Consider the following 14,744-nt stretch of genomic DNA (forward strand, 5'->3'; position numbering starts at 1 on the left):
ATGTTTGTTTCAGAAGTGCTATGTTGAAATTACTTTTTCGCTACCAAACGATGAACGGCATGTTTCGTCGTACATTTGGCTGTGTCTTTGCCGTCGCGCCGCGCTTCCCCAATTTCTCCCGCTACTATGGTGAAAGCCGAGTCAAAAGCCAGTCAGAACAGCGGGAGTCCATTATGAATGTCGTCGAACGCATCCGACAGTCTCACGATTCGCTCACCACCACGGAGCAAGAGGCCGCGGACTTCATTCTGGGGCACCTCACCGATGCGCTGATATCCAATTCGGCCGAGCTTTCGCAGCTCAGCGGCGTCTCGCAGCCGACACTCAGCAGGCTTTTTCGCAAACTAGGCTACAAGAACGCCCGGGAATTCCGGCGCGACGTGCGCCGCTACCACCAGCCCGGCGCGCCTGAAGTCGCCTCGCCCGACTCGACGTCGGGCAACTTCGCGCACGATCTGCTCGAACGCGACACCACAAGCCTCAGCCGTACCTATAACCGCATATCGGACGGCCAGATCGCCACGCTTGCCGCGCGTATTCTGGATGCCCGAACGGTGGCGATTCTCGGCCTGCGCAACAACTATCCCATGGCGCTGCATCTGCGCGAACAGCTCATCCAATCACGTTCGAACGTGATGATGCTGCCGCAGCCCGGGCAGAGCCTGGCCGAGGAAATCGTGGACCTGGACGGGCGGGACCTGGCGATTCTCTTCGGCGTGCGGCGGCGCACCCCGATTTTCGCCACGATTGCGCAGGAGCTGCACAGGCAGGGCGTGCCGATAATCATGGTGGGCGACTCCACACTGCGCCGCACCGCGCAGTCATGCGATGCGACATTCCTGGAAGCCGATGTCAGCGTCCATATTCTTACCAGCTTCACCGCAGCATTCAGCCTCGTCGCGCTGCTCGCCGATGCGGTTGCGACGCGCGCGCAGCTGGCGGGGCATGGCGAAGTTGGAAGGATTGCGGGACTTGATGAGATTGAGGGGCTTGGCGATGGGCTGCCGGCCGAGAGTACCGAGCAGGCTGGGGAAACTGGCGACGCTGCGGCTGCCGAAGGACGAATCGAGCGCATCAACCGCGGCTTCGCGCAGCTCGACGAGCTCGAACGCGGCGCGCTGCGGCGGTAGGTGTGGCGTGGCGGAGCGGTTTGACGGGCAGGGCGGCCTATGTGGCTTGACCGGCTGGCTCGGCTGGGGAGCCTGTGCTCTGTCGCCCCGCTCGTTCACGTCTAGATCCCCCAGACGTCACAACCCCCGCAGTTTCTTGGGCCTTGTGCGGGACTTGTGACGTTTCAGGGCGTTCAAACGACGCAATTCCCGCACAAGCCTCGTAATCATGCGGGGGTTGTGATGATTGAACGCCAAAAAACGTCACAAGCCCCGCAGCGCACTCGTGATACTGCGGGGGTTGTGACGTTTATAAGGTGAGCCGATGTGATGCGATGCAGTCTTTTACTTCACCGCGTCCTGCAATTCGGTGACGCCGTATGCCGCAAACCGCACTTTGCATGTAATGCGCATCATTTGCGGCATTTAGCGCGCATAACTGTCGCAGATGATGCATAGCCCGTTATGCGGCACGGCCTAAGGTTGGGCTGCCCTTTACTTCACCGCGTCCTGCAATTATTGACCGGCCTACGGCCGGGCTCAATATTACCGAGCGGCCCTTAGTGGGCCGCTCGGCGCAGTGAAATGAACAGCGTACATCGCTGTTCTTCTTATTTCACTGCGCCACTCATTACCCCGCTGATGACCCACTTTTGGGCGAAGACGTAGACGATCAATACCGGAGCCATGGCCATGAGGTAGCTGGCGAAGGCCATTGGGTAGTTCGAGGTGAACTGGTTCTGGAAGCCGTACTGGGCCAGGGGCAGCGTCTGGGCGCTGCGGTCGGTGAGGATGATCAGGGGCAGCAGGAAGTCGTTCCAGGCCCACAGTGCGGTCAGAATCGCGATGGTGGCGTTGATCGGGCCCATCAGCGGGAAGATGATCTTCCAGAAGATGCTCCATGTGCTGGCGCCGTCGATGCGCGCGGCCTCCTCAAGCGACTCGGGAATCGAGCGGATGAAGCCGATGGCGATGAACAGGTTCGAGCCAACGCCCAGAATCATGTACAGCAGGAACAGCCCAACCAAGTTATCCAGATGAAGTGCGCCCATCTGCTTGGCGATCGGCAGCATAATCACCGTGAATGGCACGAACATCATGGCTAGGAAGAAGTAGTACAGGAAGCGGAAGAAGCGCTTGTCCATGTTCCGCGCGACCGCGTACGCCACGAAGGTGTTGGTCAGCAAGGTCAGCACCACCGACACCACGGTGATGATCGCGGAGTTCAGCGCGGCCTTGGGGTAGTTGACCTGCGTCCACGCGTCGGCGAAGTTATGCCATTGCCAGCTCGTGGGCAAGCTGAAGGTGCCGGCTTCGGCCGGGGTCTTCAGCGCGGTGACGACGGTGAAATACAGCGGCACCAGAATCGTCAGCGACAGCACCGCGACCACGGCGGTGAGCCACCAGTTGACCTTGTGGTCCTTCCTGAATTGCCCCGTCGTGCCCTGCGGCGTTGCAGTCGGTGCCGTCGCAACGGGCGACGACGCACCCTGCGATTGCGAAATATTCAAACTTGCTGCATTGCTCATTTGTTCATGCTCCTTAATGTCTTATCGGCTGTCTCGGTATCCGACCGGCCAATCACGTCAGACCTTTTCCTTGCTGCCGAAGAAGTGCAGCTGCACGAAGGCGAGGACGGCCAACACGATGAAGAAGATGACTGCGTTCGCCATCTGATACGAGTACTCGCCATTGCCCAGGCCGTTGGTGAAGATGAGGTAGGAGACGGATTCGGTCTTGGAATCCGGCCCGCCGCCCGTTAATGCAACGATCTGATCGAAGATGCCGAGCGAATTCTTGAGGCTCAGCACCATATTGATCGTCACGAACGGCCCGATTAGCGGGAAGGTGATCTTCCAGAAGCGCTGCCAGGTGTTCACGCCGTCGATGGATGCTGCTTCGTACAGCTCGGCGTCGATAGTCTGCAGTCCGGCCAAGTAGATCAGCGTGGTGTAGGCGACGCCCTGCCAGATCGACAGGAACACAATCGGGAACCACGCCAGCTGCGGGTTCGTCAGCATCGATGTGGACAGCCACGAGATGTGCAGCGCCTGCCCGAGCGTGGGAATCGGCACCATGAAGAGGTATTTGAACACGTAGCCAATGACCAGCATCGCCAGCGTGAAGGGTATGAAGAAGATGGCGCGGAAGCCGTTCTTGAAGGCGATCTTGCCGTTGAGCAACACCGAAAGCAGCAGCGCAAGCAGATTCGTGCCGACGGTAATGAGGATGGCGACGACGATCGTGAACAGGTAAGCGTTGATCACGCGGCTGTCCGAGAACATGGCACCATAGTTCTTGAAGCCGATCCACTTGTATTCGCCGTAGCCTTGCGAATTGGTGAAGGAGTAGGCGGCGCCTTGGATGAACGGCCAGTACAGGAAGGCCACCACCAGTAGCGCGGCCGGAACCGTCATCCAGTAATAGGCCTTGTCAACCTTGCGTTTGGAGAATTGGCTGACCTTTTTGGGTTTGCCGTGCGGTTGGGCTGATTGCACGCTGGTTGCTTGCGCACTAGCCGCTTGTGTTGTGTGCTGCATGATGTCTTTGTCCTTCTTCCCGTCTCAGCGGAAGTTCCGCGCTTGCGCCTTGTCGTACTCGGCCTGCATGCTCTTGGTGAACTGATCGACATTGCCGGTCTGCACCAGTGTCGTCATGAAGCCTGCGATGTTGATGCTCGGCGGCACGTAATGGTCACAGAAGTCAGTCAGTCTCGATTCCTCGAAGAACGGCACCACACCTTGCAGCGCCTTATCGCCGACGTAAGTCTCCTTAAGCGGAGTGAACGCCGACTGGGCCCTGGCATAGTCTTCCAATCGCTCGCGCGACATCAGGAAGTCGATGAATTCGCGGGCCTCCTTGGGATGCTTGGTGTTGGCCCCCATAGTCAGCATCACGTCATCGCCGGCCGTGAGCTTCTGCTCCTTGGTGTTGTTGGTGGCGGGCATCTGCGCAAAACGGATATCTATATTCTTATTGATCAGGCGAACCTGCGGGATGGCGTAGGTGCCTAGCGGAAGCACTGCGGCCTTGCCGTTGGCGAAGTCCTGCGTGGCCTGCTGATAGGTGATGCCCGGATTCGCCTGCACATAGTTCTGGTAGATTTCGACCAGTTTTTGGGCTGTCGGTGTCCACAGCTCGGAGAAAGTAGTCTTGCCCGCTTTGAGCCTCGCGTATTCGCTTTCCGGCACCAGCGTCGAACTTAGCGAGGCCAGCGGGGCCTGCAGCGTCCACGGGTCGCCGTAGCTGGCCGCGACCGGCGTGATGCCCTTTTGTTTGAAAGTCTTGAGGGCATTGATGAACCCGTCATATGTGGTCGGCGGGTTGTCTGGATCGAGACCTGCCTTGCGCCACAGCTGCGCATTGATGATGTAGCCGCTGGCGTTGCCGGCGAAGGGCAAGCCATACAGGCGCTTATGAGACGGGTCGTCCGTCTGGACCAGATTCTTGGCGATTTTCACCATGCCGGGGTTAAGCGTGCCAACAACTGGGTCGTCGGTAAAATCGTGGAACACGCCAGCCTCGGCGAGCATGCCGTAGTTGATGTCGCCGTTGATGGTGATGACGTCCGGCGTCCGGTTCTTCACCAGACGCGTGCGCAGATCGGTCACGGCATTCGGCGAATTGTTCACGTTGACCCGGATGCCGGGGTGCGTTTGCTCGAAATCGCGAGCGGCTTTGGTGAACCAGTCACTTGCCTCGAATTTATACTGGAAGAAATCCAGCGTGACCTCTGACGCACTCGAAGTCCCGCATGCCGCCAGTCCTGCCGCGCAGACGCCGATGGCGAGCACGCAGGACGCAGCCTTGGTCAGTATCCGGTGCAGCGGGCCGCGGACCCTTCGAGTTTCTCGGGTTCCTTGTTGCTTGTGCGGTTGCTTGTGCGTCCGGTGAGAATCCGTGTCCATACATAGACTCCTTTGCTCTTTCGGCCACCGCTTCCTCGCCGTGGCCCTAAGTAGCTCTTAACCGTAGCCGCCGCGCGTTTTCATTCCCAGTCTCCGCGAGCCTCGCAAAACCGGCAAATAAAGCGAGCTCTTGGGCCGCGCAGCCGGCCGAATATCATGCGTTGCATCATGCGATATATGACGCAGCCATGACGCTTTGATGGCGGAAATCCAAGGTTTCGACTATTTTATTGCCTAAGTAAAGAAAATACATGGTGAAGGGAATAGCATGGTCGCAACGCATCCGATACCGCAATGGTTCACCGGTTCGCAATACACCTACCGCGTGGCCGCGAGCATCCTGAAATACGGGCCCGTGGCGCGCACCACGCTGGCCGAGCGGCTCGGGCTTTCGCAAGGGGCGCTCTCGCGCATCACCAGCGACCTGATTCATGAGGGCGTCATTGCGGAGCTGCCGTCTGCGACAACGCTTGGCGAAAACTCTGCCGCAAGCCTCACGCTGGATCGCGGCACGGAGCGTCGACGCGGAAGGCCGCAGACGGCACTGGTGGTACGCACCGATGCCAAAACCTTCATCGGCATCAAAGTGCATACGAATTCGGCGATTGCCACGGCGGTGAACGCGCACAGCCGCGTCATTATCGAACGTCATGAACGCAGCTTCACTGATCAAAACCCGGCATCCGTGGTCGACTGTCTGGCCGAGCTGGTGGACGAATGCTCACAGGATCTTGCGGCGCAAGGGCTTGCCGCGCCGACCGCAGTAGGCATCGCTCTGGCTGGCCATGTGCAGGGCGATGCTACCGTGACATTCTCGCCATTCCTGCATTGGGAGAAGCCTGTCGACCTCGCGGCCATGGTCACCGCAGCAACCGGGCTGCCGGCCGGCGTATTCAACGACATCGACTCGCTGCTCGTGGACGCCAGCTGGTTCGGTTCGGGCGTGGGCCTGAACGTCTTCGCCATCATCACCATGGGCGTAGGCGTGGGCTATTCGTTGGCGGTGCATGGCAGCCCGGTGGACTATCCAGACAAAGACTACGGGCTGGCCGGACACATTCCGATCGACCCGGATGGGCCTCGGTGCAGCGCCGGGCATGTGGGGTGCGCGCAGTGCCTGACGACTGACTCGATTGCGCAGGAGTACTCGTTGATGGTCGGCCATGAAGCGCGCTTCGACGACTTCGCACGCGACGCTCGCGCCGGGACTTCCCTTGCCACACGCCTGATCAACCGCACCTGTTTCCGGCTGGGCACGCTTATCGCCATCGTTGCGAATCTTGCCATGCCCAGCACCATCATGGTCGCCGGGGAGACGGCGTTCATCGCCCAGCTCGGCACCGACTCGGTGCGCGACGGCATCAACCACTACCGCCACAGCCAATGCGCGCCCGTGCGTTTCGACATCATGGACCACGACTGGCAGCTCTGGGCGAAGGCCGCCGCGTCCCAGGTCATCGTGCGGCACATCAGCCCAGTGGACTGTTGAGCACCTTAGCTTCGAACAGCACAGCCTGCGCCGGATGCAGCGAGGGCACGCGCAGGCCGTAGGTCTGCAAGGCCCGACCGTCGAGCACGATGCCTTCGGCGTTCCACCAGCCGCTTGGGCTTTGCGCGTTCGTGATATCGCTGCCGAGGTCTTGGTTCACGGCCAGCGGCCGCACGCGGTACACGGCGTCCGGGTCCAAGCCAGGCAGGCGTACCGGCGCGGCGGGGTACGTGTCTGAAGTCGTACGCTGTGTGAAGCGATAGATCACTTTCGACCCGTCAGTGCTCACCACGCCGTCCAGTTGCGTGGCTGGGTCAAGGCAATCGCCGTGAACGACCAAGCCGGAGGCGAAATCGGCGCGGTGCTCCTTGAAGGCCTTCACCCACGCCGCGAGTTCGGCAAGCGATTGCGCTGATTGTTTCAGCAGATTCCACTCGATGCCCATATGCCCGAAGAACGCCATCGCCATGCGCAACTCCTGGCTGGTGGCGCGCATCGTGGAATGCGCTGGGCTGGCTCCCACATGCTCGCCCATCATCTCGGGCGGCACGAGCAACGAGGTGTAGCGCTGAATCGTGGCGCGCTCCACCGGGTCGACGCAGTCGGAAACCCACACCCGGCTGGCGAATTCGAGGATGCCGAGGTCGATGCGCCCACCGCCGGACGCGCAGCTTTCGATTTCCAGCCCCGGATGCTTTTGCCGAAGCGCGCGGAATATCTCGTACACGGCCAGAGTCTGCGCATGTACCATCGGCCGACCGCTGCGCGGCGACACCGCCTCGGTAACGAGCTTGTTATGGTCCCATTTGATGTAGTCGATGCCCAGCTCGCCAACCAGCGCGTCCATGCAGCCGAGGATGTAGCCGTGCGCCTCCGGATTGCTCAGATCGATGACCTGCTGCGAGCGCCCCTGCATCGGCAGACGGTTCGGCGTGGGCTTCGCGATCCAATCAGGGTGGGCGCGGGCCACCTCGGAATCGGGGCTTATCATCTCAGGCTCGAACCACAGGCCGAACTCCATGCCCAGACCATGCACATAGTCCGCGAGCGCCTTGAGGCTCTTGCTCCCTTCGGGCCAGACCTGCGGGGAGATCTGCCAATCGCCCAAAGCCGTGGTGTCGTCACGGCGGCTGCCGAACCAGCCGTCATCAACCACGAAGCGCTCCACACCGGATTGTTTGGCCTTGTCCGCGAGCGCCTTCAAGGTATCGAAGTCATGGTTGAAATACACGGCTTCCCAAGTGTTCAGTATCACCGGGCGCGGCTTGGCCGCCAGTTCCGGATGCTGCGAGCGGAGCTGTGCGTGGAAGCGCTGGGCGATCTCGTTGAGTCCGTCGCCGTACGCACCGTAGAGCCACGGAGTGATGTAGGAGTCGGGCTCTGCGCCGGTGCCACCTGACACGTCGGAATCTGCACGATTGGAGGAATCGGCTGCGTCGGCATCGGTACCGGCACTATTGACAATGCCGCCATCCTGTACACCGTTCTCAGACCGACCTTGTAATACGATTTCCCCGCCGAGCAGCACTTCGCCGCCGCTGATCTGGCCTTGCGTATAGGCGTTGCGCTCGGCAGCCAGCACGCTGTTGCCGCTCCACGCCGTATGCACCGCGTATGCCTCGCCGCGCTCGAAACCGAAGCCGGGAACGCCGATGGTCAGCAGCAGTGACGCGTCAAAATCAGGTCGACCGGTCATGGAGACGCGCTCGATGCGCTCCTGCTGCAGCATCTGGCGCTGCGGATGGCGTTCGCGCAGATGATGTCCGCTCGTGGTTAGCAGCTCAAGCGCACCCGCAGGCACGCCGAAGCCGAGCTCCACCTTGTCGACGGCCAACTCGCCCACGCCGGTGTTGCGCACTTCGGCCCGCTGCCGCACCAAACCGCTGGCCGTCAGCTCGCAAGTCCAGGTCAGCGCGACCCCCTGCTCCTCGTCGGCAGCGTCCACCGTGAGTGCCGCCGTGCCGCCATCCTCAATGCGCACATCGGTGACCGCGAACTTGCAGAACAGCTCCACGCCCCCGCGCCGCACGACGAACCGCGTGGCCCCGGTCCAGCTTTCGGCCTGCGTCGGCAACACACTCGGCCACTGCGTTTCGTCCAACGCACCGGAAATGCGCTGCGGCTGCAATGCATCGACCATGCTCAGCACGGCTCGCGGATTCGCCAGCGGCCGCCCCCAATGCACGATGCGTGGCAGCTCATGATCAATCAGCGCCACCGCGAAGGCAACGCCTGCTTTCGGCTGGGCCATATATATGGCCTTCACCACTCGCCCATCGGCCGCAACACCGGTAATCACCTGCAACGCGGAATCGTTTGTTGGCGTTGGCGTTGGCGTTGAGGCTGGGGTTGGGATCATGGAGGTTAAGGTCATCGGGCTTCCCTTCATCGCTGAACATGTGCGCGAGCACGGAGCTGTTATGGCCTCCATGCTAAATGGCCAATGCTTTCTTTCCACCTTCAGCGTGTTACCTGCCAAGAACAAGAAATTAGCTCTAGAGCCTGCGCGTGCGGAAGAAATCGCGCAGCAGCGCCATGCACGCTTCCTCTTCCACGCCGCCGATGACCTCTGGGTGAGAGCCGACGTGTGGGTCGCGCGGGATGTCCCACACCGACCCACAGGCTCCGAGCTTCGCGTCCCATGCGCCAAAAACGATACGACCCACATGCGCCTGCAATGCCGCCCCAGCGCACATGGGACACGGCTCAAGCGTGACCACCAGCGTGCATTCGGCAAGATTCCACGGCGCGTGGCGTGCATTCGGTGCTGACTCATTCGCTACCGGGCCCTTCGACACTGGCTCAGCCAGTACCGGCTCACGGGATGCCACGGACGTCAGGGACCCATCAGCACTCTGCTGCTTGCGCAACGCCTGCGCTGCGGCTCTCATCGCCTCTACTTCGGCATGCGCCAGCGGATCGCCAGCATTCTCGCGTCGATTGCGCCCCTGTCCAAGAATCTGCCCATCGGCATCCAATACGAGCGCGCCGACCGGCACCTCCCCCTCATCTGCGGCCTGACGCGCCAATTGCAGCGCCTCATGCATCGCCTGCTCGTAGCTGCGCCTCATGCCGTCGTGTCCCATACGGTCAGTCTAAACGCCGGCCGATATTCTGGCATCTTGGTTCTCGCAACTCACCAAGCCAGCCCGCCGACAACTCGCCCCAGCCCGCCATCAGCACCACCAACACCCAACGGTTACGCCCTGCGATGGAACGCCGATACATACGCACCCTATAATGGCCCAGGGAACGGGCCCACAGGGAGAGAAGATATGGACGCATTCACGCTGATTCTGTACGTCGTCGGCGCTGTCGTGCTCTCATCTTTCCTCAGCCGATTCATCCCGCGCATCTCCACTCCGCTGGTGCAGATAGCGCTGGGCGCGCTTATGGCGCAACTGCCGTTCTTCCCGAATATCACGCTGGATCCGGACTTGTTCATGGTGCTGTTCATCGCACCGCTGCTGTACTTGGAAGCCCACGAAATCGATAAGTCCGCGCTGCTGAAAACGCTGAATCTTTCGCTCTCGCTCGCCATCGGGCTGGCACTCATGACGATGGTGACCATCGGTTTCGTGCTGCACACGATGTGGCCGGTCATCCCACTGGCGGCGGCGTTCGCGCTCGGCGCGGCGCTTGGGCCGACCGACGCGGTGGCCGTCTCCTCAATCAGCAGCGAAGCCTCGCTCACCGACCGCCAGCGCAGCGTGCTCGAAGGCGAATCGCTGTTCAACGACGCATCAGGCGTCGTCGGCTTCCAGTTCTCGATCCTCGCCGCAGTGACCGGGTCGTTCTCGCTGGCGCACGCCACCGGAGAGTTCCTGATCTCCTTCATCGGCGGCACCTTCTTCGGCCTCCTGCTCGGCGTGCTCGCCAATTGGCTGTTCGAAACCCTGCGATCGGTCGGCTGGGAGACCACGACCACGAGAATCCTCATGGAGATCTTCCTGCCCTTCCTGATCTACCTCGGTGCCGACGATATAGCGCACGTCTCGGGCGTGCTCGCCGTCGTCGCAGCCGGGCTGGTCATCCACTTCGACCGCACCGGCGTGGGGCCGAACGTGGCCAGAACCAACATCGTCTCGGGCAGCGTATGGTCCGTGCTCTCCTTCAGTCTCAACGGCGCGGTGTTCATCCTGCTCGGCTTCCAGCTGCCCAAAGCGCTGAGCACCAGTTGGACGCATCACGCGGTCAGCCACGCCATGCTCATCGAAATCATTGTGCTGGTCTGCCTGGTGGTCATCGGACTGCGATTCGCGTGGGTGAGCCTCGTGGCTTGGCTCAGCAAAAACCAGGAGACCGGGCTGCGCCGCACGATGACCGCGAACCGCTGGCGCTCCGCCGCAGTGATGACCTTCGGTGGCCCCAAAGGCACGATCACGCTGTCATTGATGTTCACGATCCCCTACGTCATCAGCTCCGGCGCGGCCTTCCCGCTGCGCGACGAACTGATTTTCGTCTCCTCCGGGGCCATTATCACCACGCTGGTGCTGGCGAATTTCATGCTGCCGCTGCTCGCGCCGAATCGCAGCGACGACGAGTCGACCGAAATGATGGAAATCACCATCGAAGCTGTCCGGCGCACCGTCGAAGAGCTCACCAAACGCGTCACCCCGGAGAATCGGCGTGCTGTGCTGCAGGTCATTGATTCCTATACCAAGCGCATCAGCCGTTTGAAGCAGCGCATCGGGCAGGGCGACCCGCGCAAGATGGAGCAGTTGCAGGTCGCCGCGCTGCACTGGGAGAAGGACTATATCGTAGAGCAGCTCGACAAGGCGAAAGCCGGCACTCAAGGCGATCCGCACGAGCGGGAGCTGCGCATCGAAGCCTGCGAGCGCATGCTCGACCAGATCATGAACTCGCTGCGTCACGTCTCCACAGACCACCCTTCGGGCAGAACCGTCTCGCAGATTCGCGGCAGAATCCGCGCCATGCAGCGCCGCGCGCTGATTCTCACACGCCGCGTCAACGCCAAGATCCGCCGCACCACCCCGCTGGTGAGCGAGAACGAAGTGCACGTCCATATGCGCGACCTGCAGCTCAACGCCCTCGAATACGTGATCGACCATCTGTATGACGAAATGGGCCAGAACCCAGACGACACCGAATACTGCTCGGCGCTCATCCTTGATTACCGCCGTGCGGAGACCGCCCTGCGTGCCCGCCCCAGCGTCGCCGTCAGCACGAAATTGCTAACTCAGATTGACGAAGCCAAGCACGAAAGCTACGCCATCGAACTCGGCATCATCCGCGACATGGTCGAATCCGGCGAAGTGTCCCGCGCCCAAGCCAAGCATTTGCGCAGAAATGTGTATGTGATGCAGGTCGATGCTGACAGCGAACTTTAAGTTCGCTGTCAGCATCGACCTGCATCCTTCGGCCCCTTGGCGGGGCCTCACTTCACCTACAGACAGCCCACTGGGCTGTCTGCTTAACGGTTCAGCAAGTCGACGCTGACAGCGAGCTGTAGCTCATATCTGTTTAACGGGTTCGGCACAGTTTTCTTAACTTCAATCCGGAGGCCCGGCCTGATAGCTGCTTAGTCGTAGCTCAGCCTTCGGCTTCACTCCTCACAGCCTTAGCGGCCGCTCGGCCTCACCTACAGACCGACGATGCCTGCGGCATCGTCCTTCGGCCCCTTGGCGGGGCCTCACTTCACCTACGCGCAGCCCACCGGGCTGCGCGCTTTACGGTTCAGCACTGCGCTGTCTGCTTAACGGCTCGGCACAGTCCTCTTAACTTCAATCCGGAGGCCCGGTCTGGTAGCTGCCCAGTCGTAGCTCAGCCTTCGGCTTCGCTCCTCACGGCCTTAGTGGCCGCTCGGCCTCGCCTACACGCAGCCCACTGGGCTGCGTGTTTTACGGCTCGGCAGGTTGACGCGGATAGTGAGCTGTAGCTCACAGCCGCGTGGCTTACAGCACGCCGGAGGAGATGTTGTTGAGGAGGAGCCATTGGCGGATGTCGCTGAACTCCTCAAGGCCTACGGAGTGATCGAGGCCGTGATAGCTTTTGGAGGTGAGCCAAGTGTGCTCTTCCAGCCATGCCGCGAACGCATGGGACTCGTATTTGGGAATCACCGTGTCGTTGGCACCGAAGCCGTAGAACACCGGAGTCTCGTGCTCGGCGAGACGCTCATCATCTGGAAGCGCGCCGGGGGCCAGAAAGCCGGATAGCGTAATCGCTGCGCGGTAACGTTCGGGATGCACGCGCAGCACCTGCACTGCCAGCACGCCGCCCTGCGAAAAGCCGATAGGCACCACGTCGCGCCCGTCGGGAATGTTGGCCGCAACCCACTCGTCGATTGCCGTTGCCGCAGCAAAGGCATCAAGGTCAAGGTCCTCGCCAGTCGGCACGCAGTCATGGAACCAGCTGTAAGCCCCCGCCGAAAATCCGTAGCGCCCGTTGCCCGCCGCCTCAAGTTCCAGAGGCGCACGAAGCGACGCATAATCGTTGTATGGCGCGACATAGCGCATCATGTCGGCGAGGTCTTCCTCGTTGGAGCCCCAGCCATGCAGGCACAGGAACAGCGGCCGATTCGGCGCGGTATTGCCCCCGCCGCGCGAGAACCGCGCCTGCGTCACCCGCACCGGGTCACCGAACCTTCCGGGCACCACGCTGGATTCGCGACCAACCGATTTACGCTCTTGAGCTGCCATACCCACAATATACGTCAGCATCGCGGCAAAGCGATGAATTCCGACAATTCAACTACGGATAAGGCCGATACCGACACTCCTCACAGCATCCGAATCAACTGCTAGCCTTTCGCGAGTTCTAGTTCGCCCTGCGTAGGCGGAAGTTCGGGCGGATTGCAGGCGGCGATATCGGTATGCCCCTGCCCGCGCGCATGCTCCACCGTATCAATGAATCCCTTGTCCCATGTGTAGACGTGCGTAGCATGAGCGTATTTCGCGCTGGCAAGAACCGCAGCATCACCTGGACGCAGATTCTGCACCGCAATAGTCTCGCTGAACCATCCTGCAGCGTCGGCCGTCAGATCAACCATTGTCAGGTTACTATTTCGGCACCATTCCAGCAGCATCTTCTTATGCCGGCGTTCCTGGCTTTGGAATTGTCCGGATTTGCCGGAACGAACGATATGATTGCAGGATAATTCAATCATCACCATCGATGGCAGCAACAGCTCCAAGTCACCTGCTATGCCATCGTTGAGCAGTCGCTTGGAACGCGGTAAGTACGCCGGATCCGTTGTGTCCTCAGCACCAAGCGCCACGTTGACGATAACGTTTGTGTCCACCACGGCACGCTTAGGATAATGCTGCGATGACTCATTTCCGGTAGCAGTCATCGCCTGCCTCCTGCCGTTGCGCCGTTACTATCATGGGAATCACGCAAGGCCGATATGAAATCGACAGAGTTCAGGCCACCGGTAAAATCGAGGCCAATCAGTCCCTCCAGATCTTCAGCCGTAGTCAATGGGCGGCGCTCGGCATTAACAATTTCCAGCTCCTGTGCCTCTACAGACAGCAATTCACCGTCGTCAGCTCGTACGAATCCCTTCGCATCAACCTCCATGCCTATCTGAATCCGCTTGACGACCGAGTCCAAGGATGGGCCGAACCTCACGTCAACCCGACTTTGCGTGATGCGATCGACAAGGCCCAGTGTTCTGTGGGTCGGCTGCAGGATAACCTTATCAACAATGCCGCGAACATGACCGAACGACCTGCGAGCGCTACGAATCAACAGCCGATTGATATTAGTGAGCACAGCGGGCGTGAACGTCCCCTCGGCCTTTTGCGACGAGACGATGATATCTGCGCCGGTCTCCTTGGCCAAATCACTCAGAGCCGAAAAAGAGCCGGAAAAACGGGACACTTCCTCCCGCCTCACGTCGCCACGCGCAGCGAGGCGCGCAGCGAGGCGCGCAAAGGTGTCTAATGCGTCGAACGAGCGCTGTACCGCCTCGTCTACCACCACAGGTTTGGCAGCAAGCTCAATACTATGTAATTCCAAACGGGAGATGCGCCAATCAGACGCGTCAGCCTCAGCCAGCATCTTGGTGAACGCTGATACAGCCTGATTCAGGGCTTTCGGGGTCACAGCATCCTGCGCACAATCCAGTTTGAATTTGAAATCTCCATCACTCATGGCACACCTCCTTTCTGTCTGCATTCTATCAGTCGGCATCACGCCAACCAGCGACTCCGGCACCTGCCTCTTTGCATTGTTGCATACCAGTGTACGGGAAAGGGATTCTGGGTCAAAGAGGCC

The 14,744-nt window shown here is 60.6% G+C and carries 11 protein-coding genes; 3 read left to right on the forward strand and 8 right to left on the reverse strand.

The window, feature by feature from the left end; all coding sequences use genetic code 11:
* The first annotated feature begins 173 nt into the window (after positions 1-173).
* Positions 174-1,130 carry a MurR/RpiR family transcriptional regulator gene (locus LKK40_RS04490; protein WP_304309562.1) on the forward strand — a complete coding sequence of 319 codons (957 nt, stop codon included), beginning with the start codon at positions 174-176 and terminating at the stop codon, positions 1,128-1,130.
* 590 nt (positions 1,131-1,720) lie between these two features.
* Here LKK40_RS04490 and LKK40_RS04495 read toward each other — a convergent pair.
* The 3 genes from LKK40_RS04495 to LKK40_RS04505 are packed head-to-tail and all read right to left on the reverse strand — an operon-like array spanning position 1,721 to position 5,017.
* Complete coding sequence (locus LKK40_RS04495) at positions 1,721-2,638, reverse strand: carbohydrate ABC transporter permease (protein WP_304309564.1); 918 nt, start codon at positions 2,636-2,638, stop codon at positions 1,721-1,723.
* 57 nt (positions 2,639-2,695) lie between these two features.
* Positions 2,696-3,649, reverse strand: a complete 954-nt coding sequence (locus tag LKK40_RS04500) for a carbohydrate ABC transporter permease (protein ID WP_434735025.1) — start codon at positions 3,647-3,649, stop codon at positions 2,696-2,698.
* A 24-nt stretch (positions 3,650-3,673) separates the two neighbouring features.
* Entirely contained in the window at positions 3,674-5,017 is a 1,344-nt protein-coding gene (locus LKK40_RS04505; RefSeq protein ID WP_304309566.1) for an ABC transporter substrate-binding protein, read from the reverse strand.
* A gap of 268 nt (positions 5,018-5,285) precedes the next feature.
* Between LKK40_RS04505 and LKK40_RS04510 the strand changes: the two genes are divergently transcribed.
* Complete coding sequence (locus LKK40_RS04510) at positions 5,286-6,506, forward strand: ROK family transcriptional regulator (protein WP_304309567.1); 1,221 nt, start codon at positions 5,286-5,288, stop codon at positions 6,504-6,506.
* Here the strand turns inward: LKK40_RS04510 and LKK40_RS04515 are convergent.
* Complete coding sequence (locus LKK40_RS04515; RefSeq protein ID WP_304309569.1) at positions 6,487-8,757, reverse strand: alpha-galactosidase; 2,271 nt, start codon at positions 8,755-8,757, stop codon at positions 6,487-6,489. The genes LKK40_RS04510 and LKK40_RS04515 overlap by 20 nt on opposite strands.
* Before the next feature lie 244 nt (positions 8,758-9,001).
* Positions 9,002-9,592: a nucleoside deaminase gene (locus tag LKK40_RS04520; protein ID WP_304309570.1), complete on the reverse strand. Its 591-nt coding sequence runs from the start codon at positions 9,590-9,592 to the stop codon at positions 9,002-9,004.
* A 189-nt stretch (positions 9,593-9,781) separates the two neighbouring features.
* Between LKK40_RS04520 and LKK40_RS04525 the strand changes: the two genes are divergently transcribed.
* A complete protein-coding gene (locus LKK40_RS04525; RefSeq protein WP_304309572.1) occupies positions 9,782-11,857 on the forward strand; it encodes a cation:proton antiporter in 2,076 nt (691 codons plus the stop codon).
* A 564-nt stretch (positions 11,858-12,421) separates the two neighbouring features.
* Here the strand turns inward: LKK40_RS04525 and LKK40_RS04530 are convergent.
* The 3 genes from LKK40_RS04530 to LKK40_RS04540 all read right to left on the reverse strand — a co-directional run bounded on the left by LKK40_RS04530 (position 12,422) and on the right by LKK40_RS04540 (position 14,621).
* On the reverse strand, positions 12,422-13,165 hold the full coding sequence (locus tag LKK40_RS04530) for an alpha/beta hydrolase (RefSeq protein ID WP_273194234.1): 744 nt from the start codon (positions 13,163-13,165) through the stop codon (positions 12,422-12,424).
* A gap of 101 nt (positions 13,166-13,266) precedes the next feature.
* On the reverse strand, positions 13,267-13,818 hold the full coding sequence (locus LKK40_RS04535; protein ID WP_304309574.1) for a type II toxin-antitoxin system VapC family toxin: 552 nt from the start codon (positions 13,816-13,818) through the stop codon (positions 13,267-13,269).
* Entirely contained in the window at positions 13,815-14,621 is an 807-nt protein-coding gene (locus tag LKK40_RS04540) for a hypothetical protein (protein WP_304309575.1), read from the reverse strand. Before LKK40_RS04540 ends, LKK40_RS04535 begins: the two co-directional genes overlap by 4 nt.
* Between the last annotated feature and the right edge of the window lie 123 nt (positions 14,622-14,744).

Origin of the sequence: Bifidobacterium tibiigranuli, from assembly GCF_022655035.1 — a bacterium.
GTDB lineage: Bacteria > Actinomycetota > Actinomycetes > Actinomycetales > Bifidobacteriaceae > Bifidobacterium > Bifidobacterium tibiigranuli_A.

Bases quoted from the DNA above. Each gene is read 5' to 3' on its own strand.
- LKK40_RS04490 (WP_304309562.1), top strand. From the start codon at position 174: ATGAATGTCGTCGAACGCATCCGACAGTCTCACGATTCGCTCACCACC.
- LKK40_RS04495 (WP_304309564.1), bottom strand. From the start codon at position 2,638: ATGAGCAATGCAGCAAGTTTGAATATTTCGCAATCGCAGGGTGCGTCG.
- LKK40_RS04500 (WP_434735025.1), bottom strand. From the start codon at position 3,649: ATGCAGCACACAACACAAGCGGCTAGTGCGCAAGCAACCAGCGTGCAA.
- LKK40_RS04505 (WP_304309566.1), bottom strand. From the start codon at position 5,017: ATGGACACGGATTCTCACCGGACGCACAAGCAACCGCACAAGCAACAA.
- LKK40_RS04510 (WP_304309567.1), top strand. From the start codon at position 5,286: ATGGTCGCAACGCATCCGATACCGCAATGGTTCACCGGTTCGCAATAC.
- LKK40_RS04515 (WP_304309569.1), bottom strand. From the start codon at position 8,757: ATGGCCCAGCCGAAAGCAGGCGTTGCCTTCGCGGTGGCGCTGATTGAT.
- LKK40_RS04520 (WP_304309570.1), bottom strand. From the start codon at position 9,592: ATGGGACACGACGGCATGAGGCGCAGCTACGAGCAGGCGATGCATGAG.
- LKK40_RS04525 (WP_304309572.1), top strand. From the start codon at position 9,782: ATGGACGCATTCACGCTGATTCTGTACGTCGTCGGCGCTGTCGTGCTC.
- LKK40_RS04530 (WP_273194234.1), bottom strand. From the start codon at position 13,165: ATGGCAGCTCAAGAGCGTAAATCGGTTGGTCGCGAATCCAGCGTGGTG.
- LKK40_RS04535 (WP_304309574.1), bottom strand. From the start codon at position 13,818: ATGACTGCTACCGGAAATGAGTCATCGCAGCATTATCCTAAGCGTGCC.
- LKK40_RS04540 (WP_304309575.1), bottom strand. From the start codon at position 14,621: ATGAGTGATGGAGATTTCAAATTCAAACTGGATTGTGCGCAGGATGCT.